Source organism: Streptomyces pratensis (genome assembly GCF_016804005.1).
GTDB classification, from domain to species: domain Bacteria; phylum Actinomycetota; class Actinomycetes; order Streptomycetales; family Streptomycetaceae; genus Streptomyces; species Streptomyces pratensis_A.
Genome location: NZ_CP051486.1, coordinates 8,255,043 through 8,270,263, shown reverse-complemented (window position 1 = coordinate 8,270,263; position 15,221 = coordinate 8,255,043). Strand labels below are relative to the sequence as shown.

Annotated in this window: 15 protein-coding genes and 1 tRNA gene; 8 read left to right on the top strand and 8 right to left on the bottom strand. The window is 67.8% G+C overall.

Annotated elements, in window-relative coordinates; genetic code table 11:
* The first annotated feature begins 902 nt into the window (after positions 1–902).
* From dnaN to HED23_RS34845, 8 genes are all read left to right on the top strand, one after another.
* On the top strand, positions 903–2,033 hold the full coding sequence (dnaN, locus tag HED23_RS34880; RefSeq protein WP_203187768.1) for a DNA polymerase III subunit beta: 1,131 nt from the start codon (positions 903–905) through the stop codon (positions 2,031–2,033).
* Positions 2,034–2,179: 146 nt separating this feature from the next.
* Complete coding sequence (gnd, locus tag HED23_RS34875; protein WP_014155225.1) at positions 2,180–3,058, top strand: phosphogluconate dehydrogenase (NAD(+)-dependent, decarboxylating); 879 nt, start codon at positions 2,180–2,182, stop codon at positions 3,056–3,058.
* Between the two features lie 77 nt (positions 3,059–3,135).
* Positions 3,136–4,266, top strand: coding sequence for a DNA replication/repair protein RecF (recF, locus tag HED23_RS34870; RefSeq protein ID WP_203187287.1), 1,131 nt, complete (start codon positions 3,136–3,138; stop codon positions 4,264–4,266).
* A complete protein-coding gene (locus tag HED23_RS34865) occupies positions 4,263–4,823 on the top strand; it encodes a DUF721 domain-containing protein (protein ID WP_238442227.1) in 561 nt (186 codons plus the stop codon). The genes recF and HED23_RS34865 overlap by 4 nt, the downstream gene beginning before the upstream one ends.
* A gap of 402 nt (positions 4,824–5,225) precedes the next feature.
* Positions 5,226–7,295 (top strand): DNA topoisomerase (ATP-hydrolyzing) subunit B, encoded by a 2,070-nt coding sequence (gyrB, locus tag HED23_RS34860; protein WP_203187286.1) that lies wholly within the window; start codon positions 5,226–5,228, stop codon positions 7,293–7,295.
* A gap of 46 nt (positions 7,296–7,341) precedes the next feature.
* Complete coding sequence (gene gyrA / locus HED23_RS34855) at positions 7,342–9,969, top strand: DNA gyrase subunit A (protein WP_203187285.1); 2,628 nt, start codon at positions 7,342–7,344, stop codon at positions 9,967–9,969.
* A gap of 93 nt (positions 9,970–10,062) precedes the next feature.
* On the top strand, positions 10,063–10,659 hold the full coding sequence (locus tag HED23_RS34850; RefSeq protein ID WP_203187284.1) for a DUF3566 domain-containing protein: 597 nt from the start codon (positions 10,063–10,065) through the stop codon (positions 10,657–10,659).
* A gap of 71 nt (positions 10,660–10,730) precedes the next feature.
* Positions 10,731–10,807: transfer RNA gene (locus tag HED23_RS34845), tRNA-Ile, on the top strand.
* A 55-nt stretch (positions 10,808–10,862) separates the two neighbouring features.
* On the opposite strand, the gene HED23_RS34840 is transcribed toward HED23_RS34845, so the two are convergent.
* The 8 genes from HED23_RS34840 to HED23_RS34805 all read right to left on the bottom strand — a co-directional run bounded on the left by HED23_RS34840 (position 10,863) and on the right by HED23_RS34805 (position 15,221).
* Positions 10,863–12,020: a tyrosine-type recombinase/integrase gene (locus HED23_RS34840; RefSeq protein WP_203187283.1), complete on the bottom strand. Its 1,158-nt coding sequence runs from the start codon at positions 12,018–12,020 to the stop codon at positions 10,863–10,865.
* A complete protein-coding gene (locus tag HED23_RS34835) occupies positions 12,020–12,199 on the bottom strand; it encodes a helix-turn-helix domain-containing protein (RefSeq protein ID WP_203187282.1) in 180 nt (59 codons plus the stop codon). The genes HED23_RS34840 and HED23_RS34835 overlap by 1 nt, the downstream gene beginning before the upstream one ends.
* Positions 12,192–13,601 carry a replication initiator protein RepSA gene (gene repSA, locus HED23_RS34830; RefSeq protein ID WP_203187281.1) on the bottom strand — a complete coding sequence of 470 codons (1,410 nt, stop codon included), beginning with the start codon at positions 13,599–13,601 and terminating at the stop codon, positions 12,192–12,194. The genes HED23_RS34835 and repSA overlap by 8 nt, the downstream gene beginning before the upstream one ends.
* Positions 13,598–13,777 (bottom strand): hypothetical protein, encoded by a 180-nt coding sequence (locus tag HED23_RS34825; protein ID WP_238442359.1) that lies wholly within the window; start codon positions 13,775–13,777, stop codon positions 13,598–13,600. Before HED23_RS34825 ends, repSA begins: the two co-directional genes overlap by 4 nt.
* Complete coding sequence (locus tag HED23_RS34820; protein WP_203187279.1) at positions 13,774–13,956, bottom strand: hypothetical protein; 183 nt, start codon at positions 13,954–13,956, stop codon at positions 13,774–13,776. Before HED23_RS34820 ends, HED23_RS34825 begins: the two co-directional genes overlap by 4 nt.
* Before the next feature lie 88 nt (positions 13,957–14,044).
* The gene (locus HED23_RS34815; RefSeq protein WP_203187278.1) at positions 14,045–14,329 is read right to left on the bottom strand and encodes a hypothetical protein; all 285 of its coding nucleotides are present in this window, start codon (positions 14,327–14,329) and stop codon (positions 14,045–14,047) included.
* Between the two features lie 16 nt (positions 14,330–14,345).
* Positions 14,346–14,534 carry a mobile element transfer protein gene (locus HED23_RS34810; protein WP_203187277.1) on the bottom strand — a complete coding sequence of 63 codons (189 nt, stop codon included), beginning with the start codon at positions 14,532–14,534 and terminating at the stop codon, positions 14,346–14,348.
* An 18-nt stretch (positions 14,535–14,552) separates the two neighbouring features.
* Positions 14,553–15,221, bottom strand: coding sequence for a DUF2637 domain-containing protein (locus HED23_RS34805; RefSeq protein ID WP_203187276.1), 669 nt, complete (start codon positions 15,219–15,221; stop codon positions 14,553–14,555).

The window sequence follows — 15,221 nt, the reverse complement described above, 5'->3', positions numbered from 1 at the left end:
TCGTCAGGAGCCCCGGAGAGCGCCTCCAAGGGCTGCCACGAGGCGTCCCAGGAGCAGCCCCGGACCGGCCTTCAGGACCGCTCCGTGCACCCGCTCACACGAACGTCGAAGGTCTGCGGGGTGGACGAATCCGTGTGGGGTGTTCGAATACAGGCCCCTGACGAGCGCTTCTCCACAGAAGAACGGGAAATCTGGCATCCACAGCCTGGGGACTGTGAAGTTGTCCAGATTGCGTCCACAGAGCCTGCTGTCGATACTCCATCAGGCCAGGTCACATGCCTGGGGATTTGTGGTCAACGATGATCCACAGCCTGTGGACAGAAAATTCGTCCACAGGGTCACGCTGCTGTTGTCCACCGGCGGCCCACAGGCGCGACCCCGTTGTCCCCAGCTTCTCCACACCCCTGTCCACTGTTCGGCAACCCGACACCGCCTTTCACTGCCGAGAGTGAAAGGCGTCACACGAGGGGCTTTGGTTGAGCTGTGGGGAACGTGGGTAAAGCTGGGGACAGGCCTGGGGAGAAGTGACTCCGCCCTGTGCATCGGGTGTGCAGAACTTTCGCGTGTCCACAGAAACGCCTGGTTGTCCACCGGTGCCACCCACAGGGTCGGTGGACAAAAAACCGTGTCTGACCTGCGCAAATGACGTTATCCACGGTTTCCACAGGGCCTACTACTACTACCACTCAGAGTTAGCCAGGAATCCGCTTCGAAGTGGGGCCTGTGTACAACTCGACGGGCGAGCTCGGCGGACCTCTTGGCGCGACTTGACCCCGAGCAGCAACGAGTGTCGGTGCCGTACGTCAGACTGGACCCCGGTGGCATCCCAGCCCTTCGGCGGGAGCCCCGGTCAGACGACGAAGGCCAGCAGGGCGAGCGAGCAACAGCAGGAGGCGGTTCCGGTGAAGATCCGGGTGGAGCGCGATGTACTCGCGGAGGCGGTGGCCTGGGTGGCCCGCAGCCTCCCGGCCCGTCCGCCGGCGCCCGTTCTTGCGGGCCTTCTTCTGAAGGCTGAGGACGGCGCCCTCAGCTTCTCGAGCTTCGACTACGAGGTCTCGGCCAAGGTCTCGGTGGACGCGGAGATCGAGGAGGACGGCACGGTGCTGGTCTCCGGCCGGCTGCTCGCCGACATCTGCCGCGCTCTGCCGAACAGGCCGGTGGAGATCTCCACCGACGGTGTACGGGCCACGGTGGTCTGCGGCTCCTCGCGATTCACACTCCACACCCTTCCTGTGGAGGAGTACCCGGCGCTGCCGCAGATGCCGACCGCCACGGGCACCGTCCCCGGTGAGGTCTTCGCCTCCGCGGCGGCCCAGGTCGCCATCGCGGCCGGCCGCGACGACACCCTGCCCGTCCTGACCGGTGTGCGGATCGAGATCGAGGGCGACACCGTCACCCTCGCGTCCACCGACCGCTACCGCTTCGCGGTCCGTGAGTTCCTGTGGAAGCCGGAGAACCCGGACGCCTCGGCCGTGGCCCTTGTGCCGGCCAAGACGCTGCTGGACACCGCCAAGGCGCTGACCAGTGGTGACACGGTGACACTGGCACTCTCCGGCTCGGGTGCAGGCGAAGGGCTCATCGGGTTCGAGGGCGCGGGCCGCCGTACGACCACGCGACTGCTCGAGGGCGACCTGCCGAAGTACCGGACGCTCTTCCCCACCGAGTTCAACTCGGTCGCGGTGATCGAGACGGCCCCGTTCGTCGAGGCCGTCAAGCGCGTGGCTCTCGTCGCCGAGCGCAACACCCCTGTGCGGCTCAGCTTCGAGCAGGGTGTGCTGATCCTGGAGGCCGGCTCCAGCGACGACGCACAGGCTGTGGAGCGTGTCGACGCCGTGCTCGACGGCGACGACATCTCGATCGCGTTCAACCCGACCTTCCTGCTGGACGGGCTCAGTGCGATCGACTCCCCGGTCGCACAGCTCTCCTTCACGACCTCGACCAAGCCCGCGCTGCTCAGCGGCAGGCCGGCGGTCGACGCCGAGGCGGACGACGCGTACAAGTACCTGATCATGCCGGTCCGTCTTTCCGGCTGATCCGGCGGTCGTCCCCTGTCATGGCAGTTTCCGGCGGGCAGGCTCAGCGCAGAGCGGGCCCACCGTGCTGCACCCCGCCGTGCTGTCCCGGCCGGGCGTAGGCTCGGTCCTGGGTACGAATCGGCACAACGCTTAAGGAATCTCTGATGGAGCTCGGTCTCGTCGGCCTCGGCAAGATGGGCGGCAACATGCGCGAGCGCATCCGCCGCGCAGGGCACACGGTCATCGGTTACGACCGCAACCCGGACGTCGCCGATGTCCACAGCCTCGAAGAGCTTGTGGGCAAGCTCAAGGGCCCGCGCGTCGTGTGGGTGATGGTCCCGGCCGGTGCCGCGACCCAGTCGACCATCGACGAGCTGGCCGACCTGCTGTCCCCGGGCGACGTCGTCGTGGACGGCGGCAACTCCCGCTGGACCGATGACGAGAAGCACGCCGTCGAGCTGGGCATCAAGGACATCGGCTTCGTCGACTGCGGCGTCTCCGGCGGCGTCTGGGGCCTGGAGAACGGCTACGCCCTGATGTACGGCGGCACCGAGGAGAACGTCGCCAAGGTCCAGCCGATCTTCGACGCGCTGAAGCCCGAGGGTGACTTCGGTTCCGTCCACGCGGGCAAGGTCGGCGCCGGCCACTTCGCCAAGATGGTCCACAACGGCATCGAGTACGCCATGATGCAGGCCTACGCCGAGGGCTGGGAGCTCCTGGAGAAGGTCGACTCGGTCACCGACGTGCGCGAGGTCTTCCGCTCGTGGCAGGAAGGTACGGTCATCCGTTCCTGGCTGCTCGACCTGGCTGTCAACGCGCTGGACGACGACGAGCACCTCGACCAGCTCCGTGGCTTCGCCGCGGACTCCGGTGAGGGCCGGTGGACGGTCGAGGCCGCGATCGACAACGCGGTGCCGCTGCCCGCGATCACCGCGTCCCTCTTCGCGCGCTTCGCCTCGCGACAGGACGACTCGCCCCAGATGAAGATGATCGCCGCGCTGCGCAACCAGTTCGGTGGCCACGCGGTCGAGAACAAGAAGTAGGTCCGCAGGAAGCAGGCCGCGCGCAGCAGGCGGCCTGCGGCACACAGCAGAGCACGCAGTCGGAAGGGTCGGCGACCATGCACGTGACGCATCTCTCGCTGGCCGACTTCCGCTCGTACGCCCGGGTCGAGGTTCCTCTCGACCCGGGCGTCACCGCGTTCGTAGGGGCCAACGGCCAGGGCAAGACCAATCTGGTCGAGGCGGTCGGCTATCTCGCCACGCTCGGCAGTCACCGGGTGTCGTCCGATGCGCCCCTGGTGCGCATGGGTGCCGAGCGCGCGGTCGTACGCGCTGCGGTGACCCAGGGCGAGCGCTCGCAGCTGATCGAGCTCGAACTCAATCCGGGGCGGGCCAATCGGGCCCGTATCAACAGGTCGTCGCAGGTCAGGCCGCGTGACGTCCTGGGCATAGTGCGGACGGTGCTCTTCGCCCCGGAGGATCTGGCCCTGGTGAAGGGCGACCCCGGCGAGCGTCGGCGCTTCCTGGACGAACTGATCACGGCTCGCTCGCCCCGTATGGCCGGGGTCCGCTCCGACTACGATCGGGTCCTGAAGCAGCGCAACACCCTGTTGAAATCGGCAGCCATGGCCCGCAGGCACGGCGGCCGTTCCATGGATCTGTCCACATTGGACGTGTGGGACCAGCACCTGGGCCGGGTGGCGGCGGAGCTGCTGGCCCAGCGCCTGGACCTGATCGCGACCCTTCAGCCGCTGGCGGACAAGGCGTACGGGGACGTCGCCCCAGGTGGTGGCCCGGTGACGCTGGAGTACCGCAGCTCGATCGGTGCCGCCGTGGAGCCGGCGCGCACCCGTGAGGAGCTGTACGAACAAGTGATGGCCGCCCTGGTCCAGGCACGTAAGCAGGAGATCGAGCGCGGGGTGACCCTGGTCGGTCCGCACCGTGACGACCTGGTGCTGGGCCTGCGCGGAATGCCGGCGAAGGGGTACGCGAGCCACGGCGAGTCCTGGTCGTACGCCCTGGCGCTGCGACTGGCCTCGTACGACCTGCTGCGTACCGAGGGGAACGAGCCGGTGCTGGTGCTCGACGACGTCTTCGCCGAACTGGACGCGCGCCGGCGCGAGCGGCTGGCCGAGCTCGTGGCCCCGGGTGAGCAGGTGCTGGTCACGGCCGCTGTGGACGACGACGTCCCGGGTGTACTGGCCGGAGCGCGGTACGCGGTATCCGCCGGGGCGGTGGAGCGACTGTGAGCGGCCCGGACGAACAGGGCGCATCCGCACCGGGTCCGGCCAAGCAGCCGGAGGTGTCGGGTGTGGACCTGGCGCGTGTGGCTCTGCGTGCCGCGAAGGAGCAGGCGCGTGCCCGGGGCGCAGCGGCGCAGCAGAAGAACCAGGCGAGGCGGGGTGGTGGTCTGCGGTCAGGCGCCCGGTCCGACGGCCGTGATCCGCTGGCCCTGGGCTCGGCGATCAACCGGCTGATCACCGAGCGGGGCTGGGAGACCCCGGCGGCGGTCGGCGGAGTGATGGGCCGCTGGCCGCAGATCGTCGGTGACGATCTGGCCAATCACTGTGTACCGGTTCGGTACGACGAGGACCCGGCGGAGCGGGTCCTGACCGTGCAGTGCGACTCGACGGCATGGGCGACGCAGCTCCGCCTGCTGGCGCCGCAGCTGGTCGCGCGGCTGAACGCGGACCTGGGGAACGGCACCGTACGGATGATCAAGGTCCTCGGTCCCGGTGGTCCGCAGCGCAGATTCGGCCCCCTCAGGGCGCCCGGGAGCAAAGGGCCCGGAGACACCTACGGCTGAGCAGGGCTTTTCCTTGAGCGCGGCCCTGGGGCACGGCTCGTACCGGGGACGGCCGGAAGGGCGTTACACCCTCTTCTGTCATGGTTCGTCGACTACCCGGTGTTTCCCGTCTGTACCGCAATGCGTGGATCTGGGCCACGCGGGGGCCGAGAGGCGTCCCTCACCGTAGCGGGAGGTTGACAGCCCGAAGCGCGCAATGCCCTCGTGAGCCTCCCCGGGCCCCTTCCTGAATATGGGGAGTCGTCAGCCGCTCATTCAGGGCGGCACATGCGTACTCAGGCACCGGCAAACCCCCATTCATGTCAGCGCTACCGGTAGACTGGTGGACAATCCCGCTTCCTTGCGGGAGTCGTCGATACAAGCCGAACGACGCAGCCGCTCCCGCCAGCCGGAGAACGGCCTGTGCTGTGCCAGAAAGGGCGCTTCGTGGCCGATTCCGGCAACCCCAACGAGAACAATCCGTCGACAGCCGGTGAGCACGGAGAGGTCACCGCCTCGTACGACGCCAGCGCGATCACCGTGCTCGAAGGCCTGGACGCGGTCCGCAAGCGACCCGGCATGTACATCGGGTCCACCGGTGAGCGCGGTCTCCACCACCTCGTGCAAGAGGTTGTCGACAACTCGGTCGACGAGGCGATGGCAGGGCACGCGGATACCATCGATGTCACGATCCTCGCCGACGGCGGGGTGCGCGTGATCGACAACGGCCGCGGCATCCCGGTCGGCATCGTGCCGTCAGAAGGCAAGCCGGCTGTCGAGGTCGTCCTCACCGTCCTGCACGCCGGCGGCAAGTTCGGCGGCGGCGGCTACGCCGTCTCCGGTGGTCTGCACGGCGTCGGTGTGTCCGTCGTCAACGCCCTGTCCACACGGGTGGCCGTGGAAGTGAAGACGGACGGCTACCGCTGGACCCAGGACTACAAGCTCGGTGTCCCGACCGCCCCGCTGGCCCGTCACGAGGCCACCGAGGAGTCCGGGACGAGCGTCACCTTCTGGGCGGACGGGGACGTCTTCGAGACCACCGTCTACTCCTTCGAGACCCTGTCGCGCCGCTTCCAGGAGATGGCGTTCCTCAACAAGGGACTCACCCTCAAGCTCACCGACGAGCGCGAGTCGGCGAAGGCCACGGCCGGCGCGGACAGCGCCGAGGTGGTCGACGTACCCGAGGAGGAGCCGAACCGGACGGTCACGTACCACTACGAGAACGGCATCGTCGACTTCGTCAAGTACCTGAACTCCCGCAAGGGCGACCTCATCCACCAGTCGGTGATCGACATCGAGGCCGAGGACAAGGACCGGCTCCTGTCGGCCGAGATCGCCATGCAGTGGAACACGCAGTACACCGAAGGCGTCTACTCCTTCGCCAACGCGATCCACACGCATGAGGGCGGTACGCACGAGGAGGGCTTCCGTGCGGCTCTGACCTCGCTGGTCAACCGTTACGCCCGCGACAAGAAGCTGCTGCGCGAGAAGGACGACAACCTCACCGGTGAGGACGTCCGTGAGGGTCTGACGGCGATCATCTCGGTGAAGCTGGGCGAGCCCCAGTTCGAGGGCCAGACGAAGACGAAGCTGGGCAACACCGAGGCGAAGACCTTCGTCCAGAAGGTCGTCCACGAGCAGCTGACGGACTGGTTCGACCGGAACCCCAACGAGGCCGCCGACATCATCCGCAAGGGCATCGCGGCCTCCACGGCGCGTGTCGCGGCCCGTAAGGCCCGTGACCTGACCCGGCGCAAGGGGCTCCTGGAGAGCGCCTCGCTCCCCGGCAAGCTGAGTGACTGCCAGTCCAACGACCCGACGAAGTGCGAGATCTTCATCGTCGAGGGTGACTCCGCCGGTGGTTCGGCGAAGTCCGGCCGTAACCCGATGTACCAGGCCATCCTGCCGATCCGAGGCAAGATCCTGAACGTCGAGAAGGCCCGGATCGACAAGATCCTGCAGAACACCGAGGTCCAGGCGCTGATCTCGGCCTTCGGCACCGGGGTCCACGAGGACTTCGACATCGAGAAGCTCCGCTATCACAAGATCATCCTGATGGCGGACGCCGACGTCGACGGGCAGCACATCAACACCCTGCTGCTGACCTTCCTGTTCCGATTCATGCGGCCGCTGGTCGAGTCCGGGCACGTCTATCTCTCGCGCCCGCCGCTCTACAAGATCAAGTGGGGCCGCGACGACTTCGAGTACGCGTACTCGGACCGTGAGCGCGACGCCCTGGTGGAGCTCGGCAAGCAGAACGGCAAGCGGATCAAGGAAGACTCGATCCAGCGCTTCAAGGGCCTCGGCGAGATGAACGCCGAGGAGCTGCGCGTCACCACGATGGACGTCGACCACCGTGTGCTGGGCCAGGTCACGCTGGACGACGCGGCGCAGGCCGACGACCTGTTCTCGGTGCTGATGGGTGAGGACGTCGAGGCGCGGCGCTCGTTCATCCAGCGCAACGCCAAGGACGTCCGCTTCCTCGACATCTGAGTCGGCCGTACAAGCAAGCCGCAGCGCGAAAGGACTTTGACCAGCAATGGCCGACGAGAACACCCCTGTGATGCCCGAAGAGGAGCCCACCGTCCCGGGCGTGGGCATGCGTGTCGAGCCCGTGGGGCTCGAGACGGAGATGCAGCGCTCCTACCTCGACTACGCGATGTCCGTCATCGTGTCGCGTGCGCTGCCAGACGTGAGGGACGGTCTGAAGCCCGTCCACCGCCGCGTGCTGTACGCGATGTACGACGGTGGCTACAGGCCCGAGAAGGGCTTCTACAAGTGCGCCCGCGTCGTCGGTGACGTCATGGGTACGTACCACCCGCACGGTGACTCCTCGATCTACGACGCGCTCGTGCGACTGGCGCAGCACTGGTCGATGCGCATGCCGCTGGTGGACTCCAACGGCAACTTCGGTTCTCCGGGCAACGACCCGGCCGCGGCCATGCGGTACACCGAGTGCAAGATGATGCCGCTGTCCATGGAGATGGTCCGGGACATCGACGAGGAGACCGTCGACTTCCAGGACAACTACGACGGCCGCAACCAGGAGCCGACGGTTCTGCCGGCGCGCTTCCCGAACCTCCTGGTGAACGGTTCCGCGGGCATCGCGGTCGGCATGGCGACCAACATCCCGCCGCACAACCTGCGGGAGGTCGCCGCCGGGGCGCAGTGGTACCTGGAGCACCCGGAGGCCTCGCACGAGGAGCTCCTGGACGCTCTGATGGAGCGGATCAAGGGCCCCGACTTCCCGACCGGCGCCCTCGTCGTGGGCCGCAAGGGCATCGAGGAGGCGTACCGCACGGGACGTGGCTCCATCACGATGCGGGCGGTCGTCGCGGTCGAGGAGATCCAGAACAGGCAGTGCCTGGTCGTCACGGAGCTCCCGTACCAGACCAACCCGGACAACCTCGCGCAGAAGATCGCCGACCTGGTGAAGGACGGCAAGGTCGGCGGCATCGCGGACGTCCGCGACGAGACGTCCTCGCGGACGGGCCAGCGCCTGGTCGTCGTGCTCAAGCGTGACGCGGTCGCCAAGGTCGTGCTGAACAACCTCTACAAGCACACCGATCTGCAGTCGAACTTCGGCGCGAACATGCTGGCGCTCGTCGACGGGGTGCCGCGCACGCTGTCGATCGACGCGTTCATCCGGCACTGGGTGACGCACCAGATCGAGGTCATCGTCCGGCGCACGAAGTTCCGGCTGCGCAAGGCCGAGGAGCGTGCGCACATCCTGCGCGGCCTCCTCAAGGCCCTGAACGCCATCGACGAGGTCATCGCGCTCATCCGGCGCAGCAACACGGTGGAGATCGCGCGCGAGGGCCTGATGGGCCTGCTGGAGATCGACGAGCTCCAGGCGAACGCGATCCTGGAGATGCAGCTGCGGCGTCTTGCCGCGCTGGAGCACCAGAAGATCACCGCCGAGCACGACGAGCTCCAGGCGAAGATCAACGAGTACAACGAGATCCTCGCCTCCCCCGCGAAGCAGCGCTCGATCGTCAGCGAGGAACTGGCCGCGATCGTCGACAAGTTCGGCGACGACCGGCGCTCGAAGCTGGTGCCCTTCGACGGCGACATGTCGATCGAGGACCTCATCGCCGAGGAAGACATCGTCGTCACCATCTCGCGCGGCGGCTACGTCAAGCGCACCAAGACGGACGACTACCGCTCGCAGAAGCGCGGCGGCAAGGGCGTGCGCGGCACGAAGCTCCGGGAAGACGACATCGTCGACCACTTCTTCGTGTCGACGACGCACCACTGGCTGCTGTTCTTCACGAACAAGGGCCGTGTCTACCGGGCCAAGGCGTACGAGCTGCCGGATGCCGGCCGGGACGCGCGCGGCCAGCACGTCGCGAACCTGCTGGCTTTCCAGCCCGACGAGCAGATCGCGCAGATCCTCGCGATCCGCGACTACGAGGCCGCTCCCTACCTGGTCCTGGCGACCAAGGGCGGTCTGGTGAAGAAGACCTCGCTCAAGGACTACGACTCCCCGCGCTCCGGTGGTGTCATCGCGATCAACCTCCGGGAGACGGAGAGCGGCGCGGACGACGAGCTGATCGGAGCCGAACTGGTGTCGGCCGAGGACGACCTGCTGCTCATCAGCAGGAAGGCCCAGTCGATCAGGTTCACGGCGACGGACGACGCGCTCCGTCCGATGGGCCGCGCCACCTCGGGCGTGAAGGGCATGAGTTTCCGCGAGGGCGACGAACTGCTCTCGATGAATGTTGTCCGGCCCGGTACGTTCGTGTTCACTGCCACCGACGGCGGTTACGCGAAGCGGACCGCTGTCGACGAGTACCGCGTCCAGGGTCGCGGCGGTCTCGGCATCAAGGCCGCCAAGATCGTCGAGGACCGCGGATCGCTCGTCGGCGCGCTGGTGGTGGAGGAAGCGGACGAGATCCTCGCCATCACGCTCGGCGGCGGTGTCATCCGTACGCGAGTCAATGAAGTCAGGGAGACGGGCCGTGACACCATGGGCGTCCAACTGATCAATCTGGGCAAGCGTGATGCCGTCGTCGGCATCGCGCGCAACGCCGAGGCCGGTCGTGAGGCCGAAGAGGTCGACGGGACCGATGAGGCCGAAGGCGCCACGGTCGAGGCCCATGCCGAGAACGTGGTCGAAGGCACAGTCGAGGGCACGGCGCCTTCGGCCGGGGAGCACGAGGAGTAGAGCGTGAGTGGAGCCACGGGCGCCGGTTCGGCCGCTTCCGGAGCAGGCGCGAACGGCGTCCGTGGCCCTGCCACGGACTCCCAAGGGGGCACTGTGACGGACACTCGGGGACCTCAGCCGCAGTACGAGGGTTACGCGACCGGGCCGTTGCCCGGCGAGCGGGAGCCCGCGGCGGGCAAGGCGGGGCCCTACCACCCGCCGCAGGCGTACCAGTCCCCTGCGGGCGGTACGCAGGGCGGAGGCACGCAGGGCGGTGTACAGGGCGCCGACGGCGCCCAGGCGGCCCGGCTGCCCCGTACAGGGGCGCGGACCACTCCGCGTACCCGTAAGGCGCGTCTGCGCGTCGCCAAGGCCGATCCGTGGTCGGTGATGAAGGTCAGCTTCCTGCTCTCCATCGCGCTCGGTATCTGCACGGTGGTCGCGGCCGCCGTCCTGTGGATGGTGATGGACGCGATGGGCGTCTTCTCCACCGTGGGCGGCACGATCAGTGAGGCCACCGGCTCGAACGAGAGCAACGGCTTCGATCTGCAGTCGTTCCTGTCGCTGCCGCGCGTCCTCATCTTCACCTCGGTCATCGCGGTGATCGATGTGGTGCTGGCCACCGCGCTGGCGACGCTGGGCGCGTTCATCTACAACCTGTCGGCCGGCTTCGTGGGTGGCGTGGAGCTCACTCTCGCCGAGGACGAGTAGGACGCCGGGTATCGATTTTGGGACTGGCCCCGACGTGCGCTAATCTTCAGAAGTCAGCGCAGCAGCGCGGCGGGGCTATAGCTCAGTTGGTTAGAGCGCATCCCTGATAAGGATGAGGCCACAGGTTCAAATCCTGTTAGCCCCACCAGCAGGAAGACCACCTACTGAAATCAGTAGGTGGTCTTCTGCATCTACGGCTGACATCAGCCGATCAACGGATCTTCCAGAAGTTCCGCGAGCATCGTCACGGCTTCCCGCTCACCGTCGCCCACGACGTGGGTGTAGACATCCATCGTCATGCTGATCTGGCTGTGCCGAAGGATGGCCTGAGCGACCTTGGGATGCACCTTCAGGAAGGCCAGCAGGGTGCCGCAGGTGTGCCGGGCGAGCCGCACCGTGATCCGGCGGACACCGGACCGCTTAACGAGCGCGTTGAAGCTCCTGGAGAAGCCCACAGGGTCGATCATCCCGCCCCGTTCCGACGAGAAGATCAGATCTTGGCCCGGCTCCTGGGCCCAGCCCTCGCCCACGATCTTCCGCTCCAGGTCTTGCAGCTCCCGGCGCTCTTCCAGGGCACGGGCACAGAACCGGGGCAGCGGCAGCACAGCATGCGAGGACTCGGTCTTGAGGTCCTTAAGGACCAGGCCGACGCCCTTGACCCGCTGCACCTGCTTGAGCGGCGTGAACTGACGCTGATCAAAGTCGATGTCCTGCCAGCGGAGCCCCAGCACCTCGCTCCGACGCAGGCCGAGGACCAGCACCAGGACGCAGGCGGCGTAGAGCCGGTGCGCACGAGCCGAGCGCAGGAACGTGATGGCTTCCCGGGCGTTCCACGGCTTGGCTTCCCGCTTGGTCACCTTGGGCATGTCCACCAGCTCGGCGACGTTCCGCGTCAGCAGCTCCTCTCGAACAGCCCGATTCAACGCGTTCCGCAGGACCCGAAGCACCTCGAAGCGCGCGGCCGGCGGAACCTCCGTGCGCATCAGATCGGCCATGAACGAGCGCAGCTGTGCCGGGGTGAGCCGGATCAAGGGCTTCTTGCCCAGATGGGGGACCAGGTACAGCCTCACCTTGGACTCGTACTTCACGTACGTGTTGTGCTCCCGGTTCGGTTTCACGATGTGCTCAAGCCAGTAGGCCAGCCACTCACCGAGCGTCCAGGTTCGCGAGGGAACCGGTACACCGTTGCGCTCCTGGTCCTGGAGCTTGCCCAGCTTCTCGGCTGCGTCGTCGTAGGTCGAGCCGTAGACGAACTTCCGGACCCGGTGCCCGTCCGTGTTGGTGACGTAGGCAGCGCCCTGGTACCGCCCGTCCTTGCGCTTGGTGATGGTTCCCCCACCATTGGGGCGACGCTTGGCCATCAGGCAGCCTCCTTGAGGCAGGACGCGAGGAACGCGCGCAGGCCGTCAGCCGGGATACGGCGGCTGCTGCCGATCGTCATCGAGGGGAGGCGACGTGTTCGGATCAGGTCGTAGACAGTGGTCCGGCCGACCTTCAGCCGGGCCATCACCTCGGGGACCGTGAGCAGCTCGTCAGTCATCCCAGCTACCTCCGTCGAGTGCTTGCAGTTCGGCGCGGTGTTCGCGGGCGTGGTCTCGGTTGTGTTGGATGTCGCGGTGGATGTTGGCGGCGAGCCAGGATTCGCCGGGGGTGTGGCCGTGTCCGGCGTAGGCCCAGTGGGCGAGGGTGAGCGTGGTGGCTTCGGGCTGGTTGCCGGGGTCGGGCAGGCCGAGCGCGACGCGTTGCTGTGCGGCGCGGTATTTGGCGCGGACCTGCCGGAGTGCGCCGAGGGTGGTGGAGTAGCGGCGGGACTTGGTGGAGAAGTGGCCTCGGAAGCCGAGCATGTGGGCCCAGTCACGGAGCTTGCGGTCGGGGTAAGCGTGGTGGAGGTCGAGGCACGCTTCGATCAGCCGCCGGGGGTGTTCTGGGACGTTGAGGAGGATCAGGGCTTCCTTGTTGCCGATGCGGTGGTCGACGGTGCCGGTGGTCTCGGCTGCTTTGGTGGCGTACTTCGCGACGTAGGAGGCCACGGCTTGCTCTGTGAGGTCTTCGCCGTTGCCGAAGGCGCCGATGGGCTGGACATCGAGTTGTGTCCCCCAGCGCAGCACCCAGTCATCAGCAATCCCAGCGGCCGGGTTGGCCGGCACAGTGACCTCAACCCGGGCGGCAGCCGCGCGGATGGCGTCGTCGAGCAGATCGATGGTGGCCCAGGCCGGGGGCGGGGAGCCCGGCCCGGCCGGTCCGTCGAAGCGGATCACCGCGTGGAAGTGGACCGCACCGCGCTTTTGGTACTCGGCGACCTTCCCGAAGGACAGCCGGGACTGTTCCCGGGCCGCTTTCTGGGTGAGACCGGCTCGGCGAGCGATCTCACGGCGCAGGTAGATCGTGAAATAGCGCCAGAGATCGGATGCGTGGTTGTTCCACAGAACTGCACCGGCGTAGTCGTACGTGGCCGTATCGAGCGGGGTGCCGAGCTCCGCAGCCGTTTCGGTGTGGTGGGTGCCGCAGCGGCAGGGCCGGTTCCCGGGCCGGTTGTGCACGGGGCCGAACGAGGGGGCGGTGAGGGTGGCGAAGACACGGGGGTGATCGCGGATGGTGTGCGGGGTGCCCTTGTCCGGGTCTCCGGTGAGTCCGGCTCGGATGAGGTGGTAGGTGTCGCCTGCGTAGGTCCAGGCGCAGGCGGGGCAGCGGGAGGCGCGGCGGTTGCCGCAGGCGATGCGTAACCGGCCGCCGGGCTCGGTGTCGGTTGTGTAGTGGTGCAGGAGGGTGCCGGTGGCCCGGTCGGTGGTCTTGGTGGCGCCGGTGAGGTGGATGGGCTGTGCGCATCCACTAGTGCGGCGGATCTGTTCTTCCCAGCGGTCGAAGCCGGTGGACCCGGCCACCCGGAGCACGTCGCCCAGGGTGGCCGGGTCCAGGCCCGCCGCGATGGCGGTGGTGGTCACCGGGTGTTCTCCTTCGGCGGGTGGTTGTCGATCCAGTCCTCGGCGCAGACCTTGTGGACGGGCTTGCCCCGGTCGGAGCGCAGCGGGGTGGGCTTGTCGCAGAGCACGCAGGGCTTGTCGCCGGTGGAGTCGAAGTGCTTCTTGTCGCTCCAGTCCAGGAGGGCCATGGAGATCACGCCCCGGTACGGGCGTAGGCGCGGGCGGGGGCGGTGTGGCCGGTGCCCTTGCAGGGGTGGCAGGTGGCGGTGACGGTCTCGCGGTGGCCGTCGGGGGTGGTCTGTCCGGTGGTGATGGCGACCTGGGGGAAGCCGTCGCAGTGGGCGCAGATCGGCCGGGGGCGGGTGTTCTCGGGCATGATGGAGCTCCCATTCGGGTCCGTTGGATCTGGATTGGGTTGGGCGCCCGGGGCGGCGGAAACTTGGCGGTTGAGGCCGCCCCGGGGGCTACTTGCTGCGGTGCGAGGAGCGCTTGAGCGTGAGGCCCACGCCGCCGGTTGCCGAGAGGACAGCGACCGTCGCGGCGGCGAACACGTGCAGGGTGACCGCGATCATGAGGACGATCAGGGCGACTCCGCCGGTGATCGTGAGGGCGAGCAGGATGGGCCCGGTGTAGTTGCGGGGTGCTGCGCGGATGATGACGACGCGTGCGGGGTCCGTGCCGGGCGGAAGTTGCCCGAGCAGGTCAGCGGGGATGTGTCCGGCGTTGAACTGGTCTTCGGGGTAGCGCACGACCGGTCACCTCCTGTCAGGGGTTGCAGCGGTGGGTTTTGGCGGCGAGCTCGGCGGCGGGGCGGCCGTGGTAGTCGGCGGAGAAGTTGCAGCCGGGAGCTGTGCAGGCGGCGGTGTGCTTGGTCCGGCCCCGGCCGTCGTAGTACGTGCCGACCTGAACGGGGCCTATGCGGATCACGTCGGTGAAGCGGTTCGGACGCGGCAAGGTGGTACCTCCTTTGGCTCAGGCGAGTTGGGCTGTGATGGCGTCGGCCAGTGGTGCGGGGACGTTGAGGCGGGTGCGGAGGGTGGCCGAGTCGATCCGGCCGCCGGTCGTCGCGTGATGCGAGTCGGCGACCTTCTGCGCGTGATCGAGCAAGGCCGGAGGAACAGCCACCGTCGGCGCGGAAACCGGAGCAGGCTTGGGCACAGGGGCGGGTGCCGGCGGAAGTTCCGGGGCAGGGTCGGGGGCCCGTTCCACGGTGACGTCCGGGACTTCCTCGGGTTCCAGACCGGCCAGCGGTGCAGTGGCCGGGGCGGCGGGCTCCGGTGTGGTGGGAGCGTGGGCGAGGAGGGTGCCGCCGAGGAAGGCCAGGGCAGGCCAACCGGCGACGAGGATGCGGAGCCAGGCGGGCACTTCTTCGAGGTCGAGGAGTCCGGCGGTGGCGATGTTGGCGCCCAGTGAGGCGGCGAGCGCGATGACGAACCAGATCCAGGCGGCGCGGTTGTCGGCGTGGGTACGCATGCGGCGCCAGGCGGCGACGAGAAGCAGATCCACGCTGATCGGGTAGGCCCAGGCCTTCCAGCCGTCCTGCCCGGCCGCTTCGGCCAGGTCATGGAGATGGGAGAAGGACAGCGCACCAGCAATGACGGCTTGGATCAGAACGGCGTCGAGGCGGAGCTTGCGGGACAT

What these genes read in the sequence shown, in the direction of transcription:
- HED23_RS34840 (WP_203187283.1), bottom strand. Translation starts at nt 12,020, where the DNA reads ATGGCCAAGCGTCGCCCCAATGGTGGGGGAACCATCACCAAGCGCAAG.
- recF (WP_203187287.1), top strand. Translation starts at nt 3,136, where the DNA reads ATGCACGTGACGCATCTCTCGCTGGCCGACTTCCGCTCGTACGCCCGG.
- HED23_RS34835 (WP_203187282.1), bottom strand. Translation starts at nt 12,199, where the DNA reads ATGACTGACGAGCTGCTCACGGTCCCCGAGGTGATGGCCCGGCTGAAG.
- gnd (WP_014155225.1), top strand. Translation starts at nt 2,180, where the DNA reads ATGGAGCTCGGTCTCGTCGGCCTCGGCAAGATGGGCGGCAACATGCGC.
- HED23_RS34805 (WP_203187276.1), bottom strand. Translation starts at nt 15,221, where the DNA reads ATGTCCCGCAAGCTCCGCCTCGACGCCGTTCTGATCCAAGCCGTCATT.
- HED23_RS34820 (WP_203187279.1), bottom strand. Translation starts at nt 13,956, where the DNA reads ATGCCCGAGAACACCCGCCCCCGGCCGATCTGCGCCCACTGCGACGGC.
- gyrA (WP_203187285.1), top strand. Translation starts at nt 7,342, where the DNA reads ATGGCCGACGAGAACACCCCTGTGATGCCCGAAGAGGAGCCCACCGTC.